Source organism: Pseudomonas sp., from assembly GCF_035277045.1.
Taxonomy (GTDB): domain Bacteria; phylum Pseudomonadota; class Gammaproteobacteria; order Pseudomonadales; family Pseudomonadaceae; genus Aquipseudomonas.
This window is the reverse complement of record NZ_DATELE010000328.1, coordinates 1-14,385: the sequence shown is the minus strand read 5'-3', so window position 1 is coordinate 14,385 and position 14,385 is coordinate 1. Positions and strand designations below refer to the sequence as shown.

Genomic DNA, 14,385 nt, shown 5'->3' with positions numbered 1-14,385 from the left:
ATCGGCGCCGAGTACATCATGAAGCTGCTGCCGCGCGGCACCCATGACTTCAAGAAATTCATTCGTCCTTCCGAGCTGGGCGCCTGGAGCCGCACCGCCGGCTTGCAGGTGAAAGACATCATCGGCCTGACCTACAACCCGCTGACCAAGCACTACAAGCTCTCCAGCGATGTGGACGTCAACTACATGATCCAGACCCTGCGCGAGGAATGAGCATGCGTTTGCGAGCAGTACTCTTCGACATGGACGGCACCCTGCTGGACACCGCGCCGGACTTCATCGCCATTTGCCAGGACATGCTCGCCGCGCGCGGGCTGCCGGCCATCGATGGCAAGCGCGTGCGCGACGTGGTGTCGGGCGGTGCGCGGGCGATGGTCGCGGTGAGCTTTGGCATGGACCCGGAAGATGAAGGGTTCGAGGCGCTGCGCCTGGAGTTCCTGGAGCGCTACCAGCGCGATTGCGCGGTGCACAGCAAGCTGTTCGACGGGATGGGCGAGCTGTTGGCGGACATCGAGAAAGGCGGGCTCATCTGGGGCGTGGTGACCAACAAGCCGGTGCGCTTCGCCGAGCCGATCATGCAGCGGCTGGGGTTGGCGGAGCGGTCGGCGGTGCTGATCTGCCCGGATCATGTGAAGAACAGCAAGCCTGATCCTGAGCCGCTGACGCTGGCGTGCGCGACGCTGGGGCTGGATCCGGCGAGTGTGTTGTTCGTGGGTGATGATCTGCGTGATATCGAGTCGGGCCGTGATGCGGGGACCCGCACCGTGGCGGTGAGGTACGGCTATATTCATCCAGAGGACAACCCCAACAATTGGGGCGCGGATGTGGTGGTGGATCATCCGCTGGAGCTGCGCAAGGTGCTGGATGGTGCGTTGTGTGGGTGTTGAGTGGCCTGGGTGCATTGTGGTGAGCGGATCGTGATTTTGCAGTAGATCCGGGATTGCAAAGCGATCCAGCTGTAGATCCGGGATTGCGAAGCAATCCCTTGTGGGAGCCGGCCTTGTGTCGCGATTGGGGCGCGAAGCGGCCCCAGATTCTAACAGCCGCTGCAAGAGCACCTGACTGCATTCGGTGCCCCCTGCCACCACCGCACAACACGATAGTCCTGCGCCCCGGCGAGGGCTCCGCCCTCGTTTCGCGACACAAGGCCGGCTCCCACAAGTGCTCGGCTACGCCGGCACAGAAGCCTGGCTGCATTGTGCTTTTGTGTGGGCTGCGCCGGACACATGAGCCTTGCTGCATTCTGCTTTTGTGCCCGCCCAGCCGGGCACCAATGAACATCTCAAAAAAGGACCCTCCCCCATGTTCGACTACACCGCCCGCCCCGACCTGCTCAAGGGCCGGATCATCATGGTCACCGGCGCCGGCCGGGGTATCGGTGCGGCCGCGGCCAAGGCCTACGCCGCGCATGGCGCCACCGTGCTGCTGCTGGGCAAGACCGAGGCCAATCTCAATGAGGTCTACGACGAGATCGTCGCGGCCGGCCAGGCCGAACCGGTCGTGGTGCCGTTCAACCTGGAAACCGCGCAACCCCACCACTACGACGAGCTGGCCGCGATGATCGAGGGCAACTTCGGGCGACTCGACGGCCTGCTCCACAACGCGTCGATCATCGGCCCGCGCACGCCGGTGGAGCAGCTGTCGGGCGAGCATTTCATGCGTGTGATGCACATCAACGTCAATGCGATGTTCATGCTGACCAGCACCTTGCTGCCACTGCTGAAGCTGTCCGAGGATGCCTCGGTGGTGTTCACCTCGAGTAGCGTCGGGCGCAAGGGCCGGGCCTACTGGGGCGCCTACGGGGTGTCGAAGTTCGCCACCGAAGGCCTGATGCAGACGCTGGCCGACGAGCTGGAAGACGTGGCGTCGGTGCGCTCCAACAGCATCAACCCGGGCGCCACCCGCACCAGCATGCGCGCCCAGGCCTACCCCAGCGAGAACCCGCAGAACAACCCGCTCCCCGAGGAGATCATGCCGGTCTACCTGTACCTGATGGGGCCGGACAGCACCAGCGTCAACGGCCAGGCCCTCAACGCCCAGTAGCCGTCAACCGGCGGCCAGGGCCGGGCGCGTGCGCCGGGCCTCGCGCTGCTGCTCCATCTGCATGCAACGCTCCAGGAAATGGAACATGCAGTCGTAGCTCTTGCAGATGGCCTTGCGCAGTTCGGTGCGCAGGGCCTGCGAGGGATTTTCGCCGGCCAGGGTGCAGATGATCTCCAGCGCCTCCCACGGGTGCGCATCATCGTAGTGGGCGTGCATCTTCAGCCACTTCATGGCGCGCTTGCGCCCCTCCTCCGGGAAACCTTGCGCGTAGTCCCCCGTGGAGCAGACCAGCGCCGACCACTCCCCGGTCGCGCCTTCGATGGCGTAGTTGGTGGCGGCGATGGCCACCACCAGCGACTCGGTGGAGCACACCCGCCAGCACCAGTCATTGAGCGCGTTGAGCTCCAGCGGCACGTCCTGGGCCTGCAGGTCGTGCAGGCTGACGCCGTGGGCATGCGCCCAGTGCACCCAGTAATCGGCGTGGTGCAGCTCGACCCGGATGTTGCGCATCAGCCAGCGCCGCGCCAGGTCTTCGCCGGGATGGCGGGCGTAGCGGGTCTTGGTGAGGTTGTGGGCCATGTACAGGGAAAACTGCTCGACCACCGGCCAGCCACCGATCAGGTACTGGCGGATGGTCTTGGGATCGAGCTGGCCATCGCGCAGGCGATGGTAGAACACGTGATCGACCACGCGCTGCTTGCTCATGCTGCAGTCTTCGATCAGTTGCTGGGCCCAGGTGGGGTAGCTGTTGGGGTCCATCAATGGCCCGAGGCGGATGAATGCTTCGCTCACTTCAAACTCCTTGTATCCCTGTGATTGTTAAGGCGGTTGAAAGCTACGGACTCAGCGAAACGTCCCCGGCGCCTTGCAGAGCAGGGGCCTGGCAGCGGTCCGTTTACGCTGCAAGCTGTCGCAGGTGAACACCTGCGGGCGTTCGATCAGGTACCCCTGGGCGTAGTCCACGCCGATCTCGATCAGGGCCTGCTCGATCAAGGGGGTTTCGACGAATTCGGCGATGGTGCGTTTGCCCATGACATGGCCGATGTGATTGATCACCTCGACCATGGCGCGATTGATCGGGTCGTCGAGCATGTCCTTGACGAAGCTGCCATCGATCTTCAGGAAGTCCACGGGCAGGTGCTTGAGGTAGGCAAAGGACGACATGCCGGCGCAGAAGTCGTCGAGCGAGAACTTGCAGCCCAGCCCCTTGAGCTCGTTGATGAAGCGGATGGCGCTGCCCAGGTTGGAGATGGCGCTGGTCTCGGTGATCTCGAAACAGATCATCCGCGGCGGGATGGCGTACTCGACAAACATCCGCCGCACGTACTCCAGAAACTTGTCATCACCGATGCTGGTGCCCGACAGGTTGATCGCGCACAGGGCCAACGGCCCGCCCTGGGGCCGCTCCAGGGCCTGGCGGATGGTCTGGAACACGTTGCGCACCACCCAGCTGTCCAGCGTGGTCATCAGCCCGTAGCGCTCGGCGGCGGGAATGAAGCTGTCAGGCAGGATGGTGCGCCCGCTTTCGTCATGCAGGCGCAGCAGGATCTCGACATGGCTGCCGCCGTCGTGGGGGCCCAGCGGGGCGATTTCCTGGGCATACAGGCAGAAACGGTTTTCCTCGAGGGCGACATGCAGGCGCTGCACCCAGGCCATTTCACCGAAGCGGATCGACAGCTCGCTGTCTTCGGCATGGTAGACCTGGACCCGGTTGCGGCCCTTTTCCTTGGCCATGTAGCAGGCCATGTCGGCGGCGCGCAACGAGGCCTCGAGGGTGGTCGGGGCCTGAGCGATGTGCACCACGCCAAGGCTGACGGTGGTCACGAACGGGCGTCCTTTCCAGACGAAGTGCAGGCTCTGCACGCTCTGGCGCAATTGCTCGGCGATGCGCTCTGCCTGCTCGGGCGGGCAGTTCACCAGCAGCACGCCGAACTCGTCGCCGCCCAGGCGGGCCAGGGTGTCGCCTTCGCGCAGGCCGGCCTGGAGCACCGCGCAGATATGGCGCAGCAGCTCATCGCCCGCGGCATGGCCACAGGTGTCGTTGACCAGCTTGAACTGGTCCAGGTCAAGGAACATCAGCGAATGCCGCGCCGGCAGGCGCGAAAGGCCGTTGAGCGCCTGCTCGAGGCGATACTCGAACTCGCGGCGGTTGGCCAGGCCCGTGAGGGCGTCGTGGGTCGCCTGCCACGACAGGTTGGCGATGTACTGGCGCTCCTGGGTCATGTCGTGCAACACCAGCACGATCCCGCCGACCTTGCCGTCGTTGAGAATGGTCGAGCCGACCAGGTTGACCGAGACCGTGCTGCCATCCAGGCGCTGGATAAGCCGGGTGTGCTCGGTGCCGTCCTTGAGGCTGCCGTTGAGCACCTGCCCGACCAGGCACTGGCTATCGGTTTCGGTCTGCTCGTCGAGCAGGCTGAACAACGACGCCAGGGGCAGGCCCGTGGCCTCACCGGCGTTCCAGTGGGTGAGGTGCTCGGCGGCCGGGTTCATGTAGGTGATCGCGCCGTCGACGTCGGTGGTGATCACGGCGTCGCCGATGGCCTCCAGGGTAATCTGCGCGCGTTCCTTTTCCTCTTGCAGGGCGCTGGCGAACGCCTGGCGCTGGGCGAGCAGCTTGCCGGAGCGGCGCCAGGCCAGCGCGATCAGCACCAGCGCGGTGATCATGTTGGTCAGCAGCAGCACCCGCAGCAGCATGCGCGAGGCTTCGCCGAGGGCATCGCTGAAGGCTTTGGAGGACGGGGTGACGGCATCGTTGATGGCGATGATGCGCGCCTTCCAGCGGGCGACGTCACCAGGGCCGACCTGCCCGCGGGTATAGCCCTGGTGCATCTCGGTGGCCAGGGTGTCGAGCTGCTGGAGGTAGCGTTCGCCGAACTCCCAGAGCTCGATGGCCCGCTGGAAATAGCTGACATCGCGGAAATTGAGGTAAAGCCAGATCACGCTGGAGACATCGTCGGGGTGATTGCCGCCCTTGAGGATGCCCAGGCGCGCGGCGGCGAGGTCCGGGACGGGCTGGTCGAGCGCCATGCGCATCTCGTAGTCGCCCTGAGGCACGGCGATGGCCTGGCGGTAGCGCTGCATCAGCTGTTCGTCGCCGCTGTCGGCGTAGAGGCTCAGGTAGTAGATAGCGTCTTTCTGGCCCTTGGACCACAGGCTTTCACCGCCCACGTAGCCACGCACTGCCGACAACGCATAGAGGCTAAGTCCCCCCAGCAGCGCCTGGAACAGCACAATGGCGACAAACGGCCAGATGATACCCAGCAACCTTGGCGCTTCGAGAGCCCGATTTCCCTTCATGTGTTCCCTGTCGCTAATGCGGACGAAACTCGTCCTAGACAAGCACAGCGTAGGCGATTTGTCCTAAGAGGAAGGGAAATTTTTGGGGGGGTCCAGGTGGGGGTATCGGGTGTTCCCTGCTGTTATCGCGCAGGGCTGGGAACCTGCGGCCCGGCGATGCCGGGCCGGGGACTGTGAGCACCTCGGTGGAAGACAGTTGCTCCCACAAGGCCCGGCAACCACTGGGCCGAACGCGAGGGGGTATCAGGTCTGCTGCAAATGGCCATACAACTTGGCATACAACCCACCGTCGGCGATCAGTTGCTGGTGATCGCCATCCTCCGCCACACGCCCGCCGTCGAATACCAGCACGCGGTCGGCCTGCTTCACCGCGGACAGCCGGTGGGCAATGATCAGGGTGGTGCGGGCACTGAGGAAGCGAGACAGGGCCTGGTGCAGGTTGTACTCGGTGGCGGCATCGAGGGCCGAGGTGGCTTCGTCGAGAATGACGACCTTGGGCTCGGCCAGCACCATGCGGGCAATCGCCAGGCGCTGGCGCTGACCGCCGGACAGGCGTACGCCAGACCGCCCGACCACGCTGTCCAGCCCCTGCGGCAAGGCGCCGATGGTGGCGTCGAGCTGGGCTATGCGCAGGGCCTGCCAGCAGGCGTCATCGGTGCAGTCGCGGCCCATGGTGAGGTTGGCGCGCACGGTGTCGTTGAACAGCGACGGATGCTGCAGCACCACGGCGACATTTTCCCGCAGGGTCTCAAGACCGATCTCCTGCTGGCTGGCGCCACCGAAGCGGATGGTCCCGGCCTGGGCGCTATACAGCCCGAGCAGCAGTTGCACCAGGGTGCTCTTGCCGCCGCCGCTGGCGCCGACAATCGCCACTTTCTCGCCCGGGGCGATGGTCAGGTTGAGCTGGTCGAGCACCGGCTCTTCGGCATAGGCGAAGCGCAGGTCGCGCACTTCGATGCCGACGGTCTGGCGGCCGGCAAACGGGTCGGTGGCGGCCGGATATTGCGGCTCGTCCGCGCGCGCCAGCAGCTCGTTGAGGCGGCTCAGCGCTCCCCCGGCGGCGTAGTAGGCGTACTGCAGGTTCAGCAGCTGCTCGACCGGGCCGATCATGAACCACAGGTAGCTGAACACCGCCAGCATCTGGCCGATCGACAGGTCGGAAAACAGCACCGTGAGCATGGCCGCGGCGCGGAAGATGTCGATGCCGAACTGGAACAGCAAACCGCTGGCGCGTCCGCTGGCATCGCTCTTCCACTGCGAGGCCACGGCGTAGTCGCGCACTTCGCGGGCGCGCAGGCCCAGGCGGCCGAGGAAATACCCCTGGCGGTTGCTGGCGCGGATCTCCTGGATCGCGTCCAGCGTCTCGGTGAGGGCTTGGGTGAAGCGCGCGGTGCTGTCGTTCTCGAGCTTCTTCAGGTGCTTGACGCGCTTGCCCAGCTGCACCGTGAAGTAGATCACCAACGGGTTGAACAGCAGGATCAGCAGGGCCAGCTTCCAGTGCATCCAGATCAGGATCGCCGAGGTGCCGGCAAGGGTCAGCATTGCCACCAGGAAACGGCTCAGGGTTTCGCCGACAAACTTGTCCAGCGTGTCCAGGTCGGTGACCAGGTGCGTGGCCACGGTGCCGCTGCCCAGGCTTTCATACTCGCTGAGCGAGATGCGCTTGAGGCGTTCGATCAGGCGGATGCGCAGGCGGTAGACGATGTCCTTGGCCAGACCGGCGAACAGCTTGGCCTGCACCACGTTGAAGGCCAGCGCGCCCAGCCGCAGGCACAGGGTGGCCGCCAGCATGAGGCCGATATAGCCGGCCGCGACCTGCCAGTTGGCGGGCAGCAGGTGGTTCATCCACTTGAGCGCGGCGTCGCCATGCCCCAGCAGCACTTCATCGACCAGCAGCGGCAGCAGCAGCGGGATCGGCACGCTGCAGAACGCGGCCAGCACCGCAACGGCGTTGGCGCTCCACAGGGCTTTCTTGTGATGCAGGGCCAGACGGCGGATTTCGGCCCAGCTCAAACGGTCGGACGCAGACGGGGATGGCCCTGGCACAGGGTCGGGTGAACCTGGCAGGTCAAGCACACGCGGCCTGCTGCAGCCACCGGCCGAGCAATGGCTGCAGGCTGTCGAGCGGCTGGTAGCCGTTGGTCAGCAGGGCCAGTTGGCCGTTGCGCTCGGCCAGCAAGGTGGGAAAACCGGCGATGCCCAGGTCTTGCACCCAGCTGAAATCCGCGGCCGTGGCGGCGCGGGTGTCGGTACGGGTGAAGGCCTCGGCGAAGGCGGCACGATCGTAGCCGGCCTGTTCGGCCAGGCTGACCAGTTGCGGGGCGCGGGTGACGTCCTCGCCCTGCTGGTAGAAGGCTTGCTGGATCAGGTCCAGCAACGCCCAGACGCGGGACGCATCGAGCTCGCGCGCGGCCACCAGGGCGCGGCAGGCAGGCTCGGTGTCGTAGACGAAGCCGTCGGGCATCGCATTGTCGAAGCGGAACGCCTGGCCGGTGGCTTCGGAAACCGCCTGCCAGTGCTCGAGGATATAGCGCCGCGTCGAGGCATCGAGGGCGCTGCTGCCGGTGCGCAAGCCGCCTGGCACCAGGCGGGTCTCGACACCGGCGTCACGCGCCTGCGCGATCAGGGCCTGGGCCACCGGCGCGAAACCCCAGCACCAGGAGCACATCGGGTCCATCACATAGAGCAGGCGTGCGGTCATGCATCAGGCCTCGGCTTTGCGGTAGTTGTAACCGATCGGATGCGGCTGGTTGCGAGCCTTGGCCAGGTCGATCTGCTTCTGCCGATCGACGGCGCTGCGCCGGGTCTTCTCGCTCAGGCTGTCCCAGCAATGTGGGCAGCTGATGCCTGGCACGTAGTGCTCGGACGCACGCTCCTCGACGCTGATCGGGTGACGGCAGGCGTGGCACTGGTCGTAGTCGCCCTCGGTCAGGTCGTGACGCACCGTGACACGGTTGTCGAAGACGAAGCAGTCGCCCTGCCAGCGGGTCTCTTCCTGTGGCACCTCCTCGAGGTACTTCAGGATGCCGCCTTTAAGATGATAGACCTCTTCGAAGCCCTCACCGAGCATGTAGCTGGAGGCTTTTTCGCAGCGGATGCCACCGGTGCAGAACATGGCGACCTTCTTGTGCCTGCTCGGGTCGAAGTTGGCCTTGATGTAGTCCGGGAACTCGCGGAAGGTTTCGGTCTTGGGGTCGATCGCCCCCTCGAAGGTGCCGATGGCCACTTCGTAGTCGTTGCGGGTGTCGATCAGCAGCACTTCGGGGTCGCTGATCAGCGCGTTCCAGTCCTGCGGCTCGACGTAGGTGCCGACCTTGTGGTTGGGATCGACGCCGGGCACGCCCAGGGTGACGATCTCTTTCTTCAGCTTGACCTTGGTGCGGTAGAACGGCTGCTCGTCGCAGTACGATTCCTTGTGGTCGACATCGACCAGGCGCGGGTCGGTGCGCAGCCAGGCCAGCAGCGCGTCGATGCCTTCGCGGGTGCCCGAGACCGTGCCGTTGATGCCTTCCTCGGCCAGCAGCAGGGTGCCTTTGACGTCGTTGTCCTGCAGGGTCTTGAGCAGCGGTTCGCGCAGCTCGACGTAGTCTTTCAGGGTGACGAACTTGTACAGCGCCGCGACGACGATCGGTTGGGTCATGCGATGAAATCTCCAGGTGGTCACCCTCGTAAGGGGCGGACCGGATAGCCAAAAAAAATGCGCCGACGTGCGGCGCGGGGAACATTCTAACAAATTCGTTGGAGGGGATGAAACAGGTGGGCTATGGCAGGTGTGGCTGCGCTGGGTAATGGGTTTGGGAGGTCCACCCGGGTGCGAGCGGATCCTGTGGGAGCGGGTGAACTGACCCACAAGGGGGGGTGTTAGCCTGTCCCACAGGGGTTTAGCCTTTCCCCCTTGGAGATTTGGCCTTCAGCCTTCCCCCAGGGATCTGGCCCTTCCAGAGCGGACTAACACCTGGCTGAATGGGCTCAGTGCCCACCCCCCGCACACACCGGCGAGGCCGGGGCGGCGCCGACCTTTTCCCACTCCTGCGGGGTATAGGTATGCAGCGCCAGCGCGTGAAACTGGCCCATCAGGTCACCCAGGGTGGCGTAGACCTTCTGGTGGCGCTTGACGCTGTTGAGCCCTTCGAACTGCTCGCTGACCACCACGGCCTTGTAATGGGTCTGCAACCCGCGGCTGTGCATGTGGCTTTCATCGAGCACCTGCAGGTGCCGGGGTGCCAGCTGGGCCAGGTGCTGTTCGATCTGTTGCTGCATGTTCATCGACGGGGCTCCGCTTACTTCTTGGCCGGCGCCGCGGCCTTGCCGGCGTTCGGGTCGAGTTCCTTGGTCATGTCTTCAAGCAGCTTGTTGACCACCGGCACCGCTGGCTCGAGCTTCTGCTGGGTCAGCTGGGCCGACTGCTGGGTGACTTGAGGCATCTTGGTCATGACCTTGCGGCCCAGCGGCGACTCGTAGAACTTGACCAGGTCGTTGAGCTCGCTCTCGGAGAAATTGGCGGTGTAGAGCTTGACCATGTCGGGCTTGAGCTGGGTCCAGCCGATGGACTTGTCCAGCGCGGCGTTGGCCTTGGCCTGGTAGCTGTCGAGCACGGTCTTCTTGGCGCCTGGCACCTTGCTCTGGATCTGCTCGAAGCGCTGGCCGAACATCTGCTGCACCTGCATGTACACCGGGGTGCCCAGCTTGTCGGCGTTGGCCAGCTTGAGGAATTTTTCCGCAGCGGCGTTGTGGCTGGCGGTATCAGCGAGCACCTGGCCGCTAGCACAGGCAAGGGCGGCAGCGACGCAAAGGGCGCGGAGACGGGTCATTGGATTTCCTTCAATAACGGAGGAGGTAACACCTCAAGAGAGTGAGCATTCTGCGCCTGTAGGGCACAGCGCTCAAGCAGGACGACGGGCGATGGAACTGCCCGGCTGGATCAGGGCCTAAACTGCGGATTCAGCCAACGAAGGAGTGAGCGCAGCATGAGCCGTATCGAAACTGACAGCCTGGGGCCGGTCGAAGTTCCTGAGGAGGCCTACTGGGGGGCGCAGACGCAACGCTCGCTGATCAACTTTGCCATCGGCAAGCAGCGCATGCCACTGGCGGTCTCGCATGCCTTGGCACTGGTCAAGAAAGCCGCCGCGCGCGTCAACGACCGCAATGGCGACCTTCCCGCCGACGTCGCCCGGCTGATCGAACAGGCCGCCGACGAGGTGCTCGACGGCGAGCATGACGACCAGTTCCCGCTCGTCGTCTGGCAGACCGGCAGCGGCACCCAGAGCAACATGAACGTCAACGAGGTGATCGCCGGACGCGCCAACGAGCTGGCCGGCAAGGGCCGTGGTGGCAAGACGCCGGTACACCCCAACGATCACGTCAACCGGTCGCAGAGCTCCAACGACTGTTTCCCCACCGCGATGAACATTGCCACGGTGCAGGCGGTGCAGAACCATCTGCTGCCGGCGATCACCGAGCTGTCGTCGGGCCTGGCGGAGCTGGCGGCGCGCCATCAGTCGCTGGTGAAGACGGGGCGCACCCACATGATGGATGCCACGCCGATCACCTTTGGCCAGGAGGTCTCGGCCTTTGTGGCCCAGCTCGACTATGCCCAGCGCGCCATCCGCGCCAGTCTGCCGGCCGTGTGCGAACTGGCCCAGGGCGGCACGGCGGTGGGCACCGGGCTCAACGCGCCGCAGGGGTTCGCCGAGGCCATCGCCGCCGAGCTGGCGGCGCTGTCCGGCCTGCCCTTTGTCACCGCGCCGAACAAGTTCGCCGCCCTCGCCGGCCATGAGCCCCTGGTGACCCTGGCCGGTGCCCTGAAGACCCTGGCCGTGGCCTTGATGAAGATCGCCAACGACCTGCGCCTGCTGGGCTCCGGGCCGCGCGCCGGGCTAGCCGAAGTGCGCTTGCCGGCCAACGAGCCGGGCAGCTCGATCATGCCTGGCAAGGTCAACCCGACCCAGTGCGAGGCGCTGTCGATGCTGGCCTGCCAGGTGCTGGGCAACGACACGGCGATCGGCATTGCCGCGAGCCAGGGGCATCTGCAGTTGAACGTGTACAAGCCGGTGATCATCCACAACCTGCTGGAATCGATCGAGTTGCTGGCCGATGGCTGCCGCAACTTCCACGAGCACTGCGTGGCGGGGATCGAGCCGGACGCCGGGCAGATGGCCGAGCACCTGGAGCGCGGGCTGATGCTGGTGACGGCGTTGAATCCGCATATCGGCTATGACAAGGCCGCGGAAATTGCCAAGAAAGCGTATGGCGAAGGTCAGACTCTGCGTGAGGCGGCGCTGGAGCTGGGTTATCTGAGCAATGAGCAGTTTGACCAGTGGGTGCGGCCGGAGAACATGTTGGCGCCGGGGGCTAAGGGCTGAGTATGGTGCGTGGCAATCCCTGGGGGAGCTGGACAAGCCAGCTCCCCCAGGGTGGACTGCCATGCACCAGGGAATCTCCCACCGCCCGCTGCCAGGCACCTTGCGCGAGCCCAGTCACCGCTCGCCTCCCTTACACCGCCAGCCGCGCACGCCGGGCGCGCCAGCTGGCGGCCATCGAGGGGCCGAGGGCCACCACGGCGGAGCCGGCCACCACCACGACCGCACCGATATACCCCAGGGTATTGATCTCCTCCGCCTGCACGAAGTCAGGCCACCACCACGCCGCCAGCGCCACGGCGACAAACGTCACCAACGGCGTCAGCGCCAAGGTGGCGCTCACCCGCGAGGCCTCCCAGTGCGCCAGGGCTTCGGCGAAGGCGCCATACGCCACCAGGGTATTGAGGCAGCACGCCAGCAGCAGCCAGCCTTGCAGCGGGTTCAGTTCGAGGATTTCCAGGGGATGCACGAACGGCAACAGCAGCACGGCGCACGACAGGTAGATCACCACCATCACTTGCATCGACGTCCACTTGGTCAGCAGCTGTTTCTGAGCCAGGGCATAGAAGGTCCAGATGCTGGTCGCCAGCAGGATGGTCAGCACGCCGGTGGTGTAGACCCCCAGCGACGTCAGCAACTCTTCGAGACGCTGATTGAAAAACAACCCGAACCCGGCCAGCAACACCGCGAGCCCCACCCCCTGCCCCAGGCTGAACCGCTCCTTGAACATGAACACACTGCCCACCAGCAACAGCACCGGGCCGACCTGCACCACCAGCTGCGCGGTGCCGGGGCTGAGCAGGCGCAGGCCGAACAGGTACAGCACATAGTTGCCCAGTAGCCCGCACACCGCTATCACCGCCAGGCCTTGGCCCTTGCGGCCGAGCAATGTGAAGCTCGGCAACCGCCGGGTGGCCGCAAGCCAGGCGAACAGCAGGCTGCCGGAGACGAAAAAGCGGTACCAGGTGACCGTGATCGGGTCCATCACCTGCAACACTTGCTTGAGCTTGATCGGCAGGATGCCCCAGAGCAGCGCGGTCAGCAGTGCCAGGAAAAGGCCGTGGACCCAGCGTCCGGATGAAGTGTGCATGACTGCCTCGATATGCCCTTTGGCGGGGAAGTTGGGATGATAGAGGGTTGGAGTGCGGGACCGGGGAAAAGTGGCTGGAAATATAGTCGGGAGTTCATTCCGCGGGGGCATGGATGGCAGGGGATACAGTCGTTCCATGGAGATCGCCGGCCCCTGCGGGAGCAACTGTCTGCTGCCTAGGCAAACCCAGCCCCCGGTCCGGCAGAGCCGGACCCTGTGGGAGCAACTGTCTTGTTCCCACAGAGAGAACAGATGCTGCACACAGATGAAAGGCAAGATCAGAGCTGATCAAGAACTGATCAAGAACAACCCCCACAACTACTTCCTGTCCCGCTCGAACGCCGCCTCCAGCGCTTCATTGATCGTGCGCAGCACCTTCACCCGCGCCCAGCGCTTGTCATTGGCTTCCACCAACGTCCAGGGCGCGATCCCGGTGCTGGTTCGGTCGACCATGTCTTCCACCGCGCCCGCGTAATCATCCCACTTTTCCCGATTACGCCAGTCCTCGTCAGTAATCTTGAACCGCTTGAACGGCGTCTCCTCACGCTCGTTGAACCGCTCCAGCTGCGTCTGCTTGTCAATCGACATCCAGAACTTCACCAGCACCACGCCGGCATTGGTCAGCTCTTGCTCGAAGTCGTTGATCTCGCCATACGCGCGCATCCAGTCCGCCTGACTGCAAAACCCTTCCACCCGCTCCACCAGCACGCGCCCATACCACGAGCGGTCAAACACCGTGAACTTGCCGCGCGCCGGTATATGCCGCCAGAACCGCCACAGATAAGGCTGCGCGCGCTCTTCCTCGGTCGGCGCGGCAATCGGCACGATGCGGTACTGACGCGGATCAAGCGCCCCCGCAACCCGCCGGATGGCACCGCCCTTGCCCGCCGCATCATTACCTTCGAACACGGCGATCAACGCGTGCCGGCGCATGCGCTTGTGCCGCAGCAGGCCGGACAGGCGCGCCTGCTCCGCAATCAGCTGCTCCTGGTAATCCTGCTTGTCGAGACGCAGGGTCATGTCGAGGCTGCCAATCAGCCCGCGGCCGTCGATGCTGCGCCCCACCGGGGTGACGTTGGCGTCGTGCTTGTCCTCGGGGGCAGTGGCCAGGGCCGCCTGCAAGCCTTCGAGCAGGATGCGCCCGACAGCCAGGCTGCGGTAGTTGGGGTCGAGCCCTTCGATCACATGCCAAGGGGCGAAGTCGCGGCTGGTGCGGCGCAGGATGCGTTCGCCAAAATGCACGAAGCGGTCGTAGGTCCTGGACTGCTGCCAGTCCAGCGGGCTGATGCGCCAGCTGTGCAGGGGATCGTCCTTGAGCGCCTTGAGGCGGCCCTTCATCTGTTGCTTGGACAGGTGAAACCAGAATTTGAAGATCAGCGCGCCTTCATCGCAGAGCATCTGCTCCAGCCGCTCGGCGCCATTGATGGCCTGGTCGAGCACGGCATTCTTGAACTGCCCGTGCACACGGCCCTGCAGCATCTGGCTGTACCAGTTGCCGAAAAACACACCCATGCGCCCCTTGGCCGGCAGCGCGCGCCAGTATCGCCAGGCGGGTGGTCGAGCCAGCTCTTCGTCGGTTTGCTGGTCGAAGGT

The 14,385-nt window shown here is 64.9% G+C and carries 12 protein-coding genes and 1 pseudogene; 4 read left to right on the top strand and 9 right to left on the bottom strand.

The features are described 5' to 3' along the window. From VJS90_RS21800 to VJS90_RS21790, 3 genes and pseudogenes are all read left to right on the top strand, one after another. Positions 1-213 (top strand): annotated as a pseudogene (locus VJS90_RS21800) (bifunctional 3-demethylubiquinol 3-O-methyltransferase/2-polyprenyl-6-hydroxyphenol methylase); the annotation flags it as partial. Positions 214-215: 2 nt separating this feature from the next. Continuing rightward, positions 216-887 carry an N-acetylmuramic acid 6-phosphate phosphatase MupP gene (mupP, locus tag VJS90_RS21795; protein ID WP_324123699.1) on the top strand — a complete coding sequence of 224 codons (672 nt, stop codon included), beginning with the start codon at positions 216-218 and terminating at the stop codon, positions 885-887. 415 nt (positions 888-1,302) lie between these two features. Further along, positions 1,303-2,043, top strand: a complete 741-nt coding sequence (locus tag VJS90_RS21790; RefSeq protein WP_324123698.1) for a YciK family oxidoreductase — start codon at positions 1,303-1,305, stop codon at positions 2,041-2,043. Positions 2,044-2,046: 3 nt separating this feature from the next. On the opposite strand, the gene VJS90_RS21785 is transcribed toward VJS90_RS21790, so the two are convergent. The 7 genes from VJS90_RS21785 to VJS90_RS21755 all read right to left on the bottom strand — a co-directional run bounded on the left by VJS90_RS21785 (position 2,047) and on the right by VJS90_RS21755 (position 10,154). Continuing rightward, positions 2,047-2,835, bottom strand: a complete 789-nt coding sequence (locus VJS90_RS21785; RefSeq protein ID WP_324123697.1) for a TenA family transcriptional regulator — start codon at positions 2,833-2,835, stop codon at positions 2,047-2,049. Positions 2,836-2,886: 51 nt separating this feature from the next. Next, positions 2,887-5,343 carry an EAL domain-containing protein gene (locus VJS90_RS21780; protein WP_324123696.1) on the bottom strand — a complete coding sequence of 819 codons (2,457 nt, stop codon included), beginning with the start codon at positions 5,341-5,343 and terminating at the stop codon, positions 2,887-2,889. A gap of 243 nt (positions 5,344-5,586) precedes the next feature. Then, positions 5,587-7,419 carry an ABC transporter ATP-binding protein gene (locus VJS90_RS21775; protein ID WP_324123695.1) on the bottom strand — a complete coding sequence of 611 codons (1,833 nt, stop codon included), beginning with the start codon at positions 7,417-7,419 and terminating at the stop codon, positions 5,587-5,589. Further along, complete coding sequence (locus VJS90_RS21770) at positions 7,412-8,044, bottom strand: DsbA family protein (RefSeq protein ID WP_324123694.1); 633 nt, start codon at positions 8,042-8,044, stop codon at positions 7,412-7,414. Before VJS90_RS21770 ends, VJS90_RS21775 begins: the two co-directional genes overlap by 8 nt. 3 nt (positions 8,045-8,047) lie before the next feature. Beyond that, the gene (locus VJS90_RS21765) at positions 8,048-8,983 is read right to left on the bottom strand and encodes a rhodanese-related sulfurtransferase (RefSeq protein WP_324123693.1); all 936 of its coding nucleotides are present in this window, start codon (positions 8,981-8,983) and stop codon (positions 8,048-8,050) included. 329 nt (positions 8,984-9,312) lie between these two features. Beyond that, positions 9,313-9,609: a BolA family protein gene (locus VJS90_RS21760; protein ID WP_324123692.1), complete on the bottom strand. Its 297-nt coding sequence runs from the start codon at positions 9,607-9,609 to the stop codon at positions 9,313-9,315. Between the two features lie 14 nt (positions 9,610-9,623). Next, a complete protein-coding gene (locus VJS90_RS21755; RefSeq protein WP_324123691.1) occupies positions 9,624-10,154 on the bottom strand; it encodes a DUF2059 domain-containing protein in 531 nt (176 codons plus the stop codon). Positions 10,155-10,310: 156 nt separating this feature from the next. Between VJS90_RS21755 and VJS90_RS21750 the strand changes: the two genes are divergently transcribed. After that, complete coding sequence (locus tag VJS90_RS21750) at positions 10,311-11,705, top strand: class II fumarate hydratase (protein ID WP_324123690.1); 1,395 nt, start codon at positions 10,311-10,313, stop codon at positions 11,703-11,705. A 130-nt stretch (positions 11,706-11,835) separates the two neighbouring features. Here the strand turns inward: VJS90_RS21750 and VJS90_RS21745 are convergent, their stop codons facing one another. Together VJS90_RS21745 and pap are read right to left on the bottom strand one after the other, a co-directional pair. Continuing rightward, a complete protein-coding gene (locus VJS90_RS21745) occupies positions 11,836-12,792 on the bottom strand; it encodes a DMT family transporter (protein WP_324123689.1) in 957 nt (318 codons plus the stop codon). Between the two features lie 318 nt (positions 12,793-13,110). Beyond that, the coding region (pap, locus tag VJS90_RS21740) for a polyphosphate:AMP phosphotransferase (RefSeq protein ID WP_324123688.1) at positions 13,111-14,385 on the bottom strand (1,275 nt) is incomplete at its 5' end.

Coding starts and splice junctions, on each gene's coding strand:
- VJS90_RS21750 (WP_324123690.1), top strand. CDS start 10,311: ATGAGCCGTATCGAAACTGACAGCCTGGGGCCGGTCGAAGTTCCTGAG.
- VJS90_RS21765 (WP_324123693.1), bottom strand. CDS start 8,983: ATGACCCAACCGATCGTCGTCGCGGCGCTGTACAAGTTCGTCACCCTG.
- VJS90_RS21760 (WP_324123692.1), bottom strand. CDS start 9,609: ATGAACATGCAGCAACAGATCGAACAGCACCTGGCCCAGCTGGCACCC.
- VJS90_RS21780 (WP_324123696.1), bottom strand. CDS start 5,343: ATGAAGGGAAATCGGGCTCTCGAAGCGCCAAGGTTGCTGGGTATCATC.
- VJS90_RS21745 (WP_324123689.1), bottom strand. CDS start 12,792: ATGCACACTTCATCCGGACGCTGGGTCCACGGCCTTTTCCTGGCACTG.
- VJS90_RS21755 (WP_324123691.1), bottom strand. CDS start 10,154: ATGACCCGTCTCCGCGCCCTTTGCGTCGCTGCCGCCCTTGCCTGTGCT.
- mupP (WP_324123699.1), top strand. CDS start 216: ATGCGTTTGCGAGCAGTACTCTTCGACATGGACGGCACCCTGCTGGAC.
- VJS90_RS21790 (WP_324123698.1), top strand. CDS start 1,303: ATGTTCGACTACACCGCCCGCCCCGACCTGCTCAAGGGCCGGATCATC.
- VJS90_RS21770 (WP_324123694.1), bottom strand. CDS start 8,044: ATGACCGCACGCCTGCTCTATGTGATGGACCCGATGTGCTCCTGGTGC.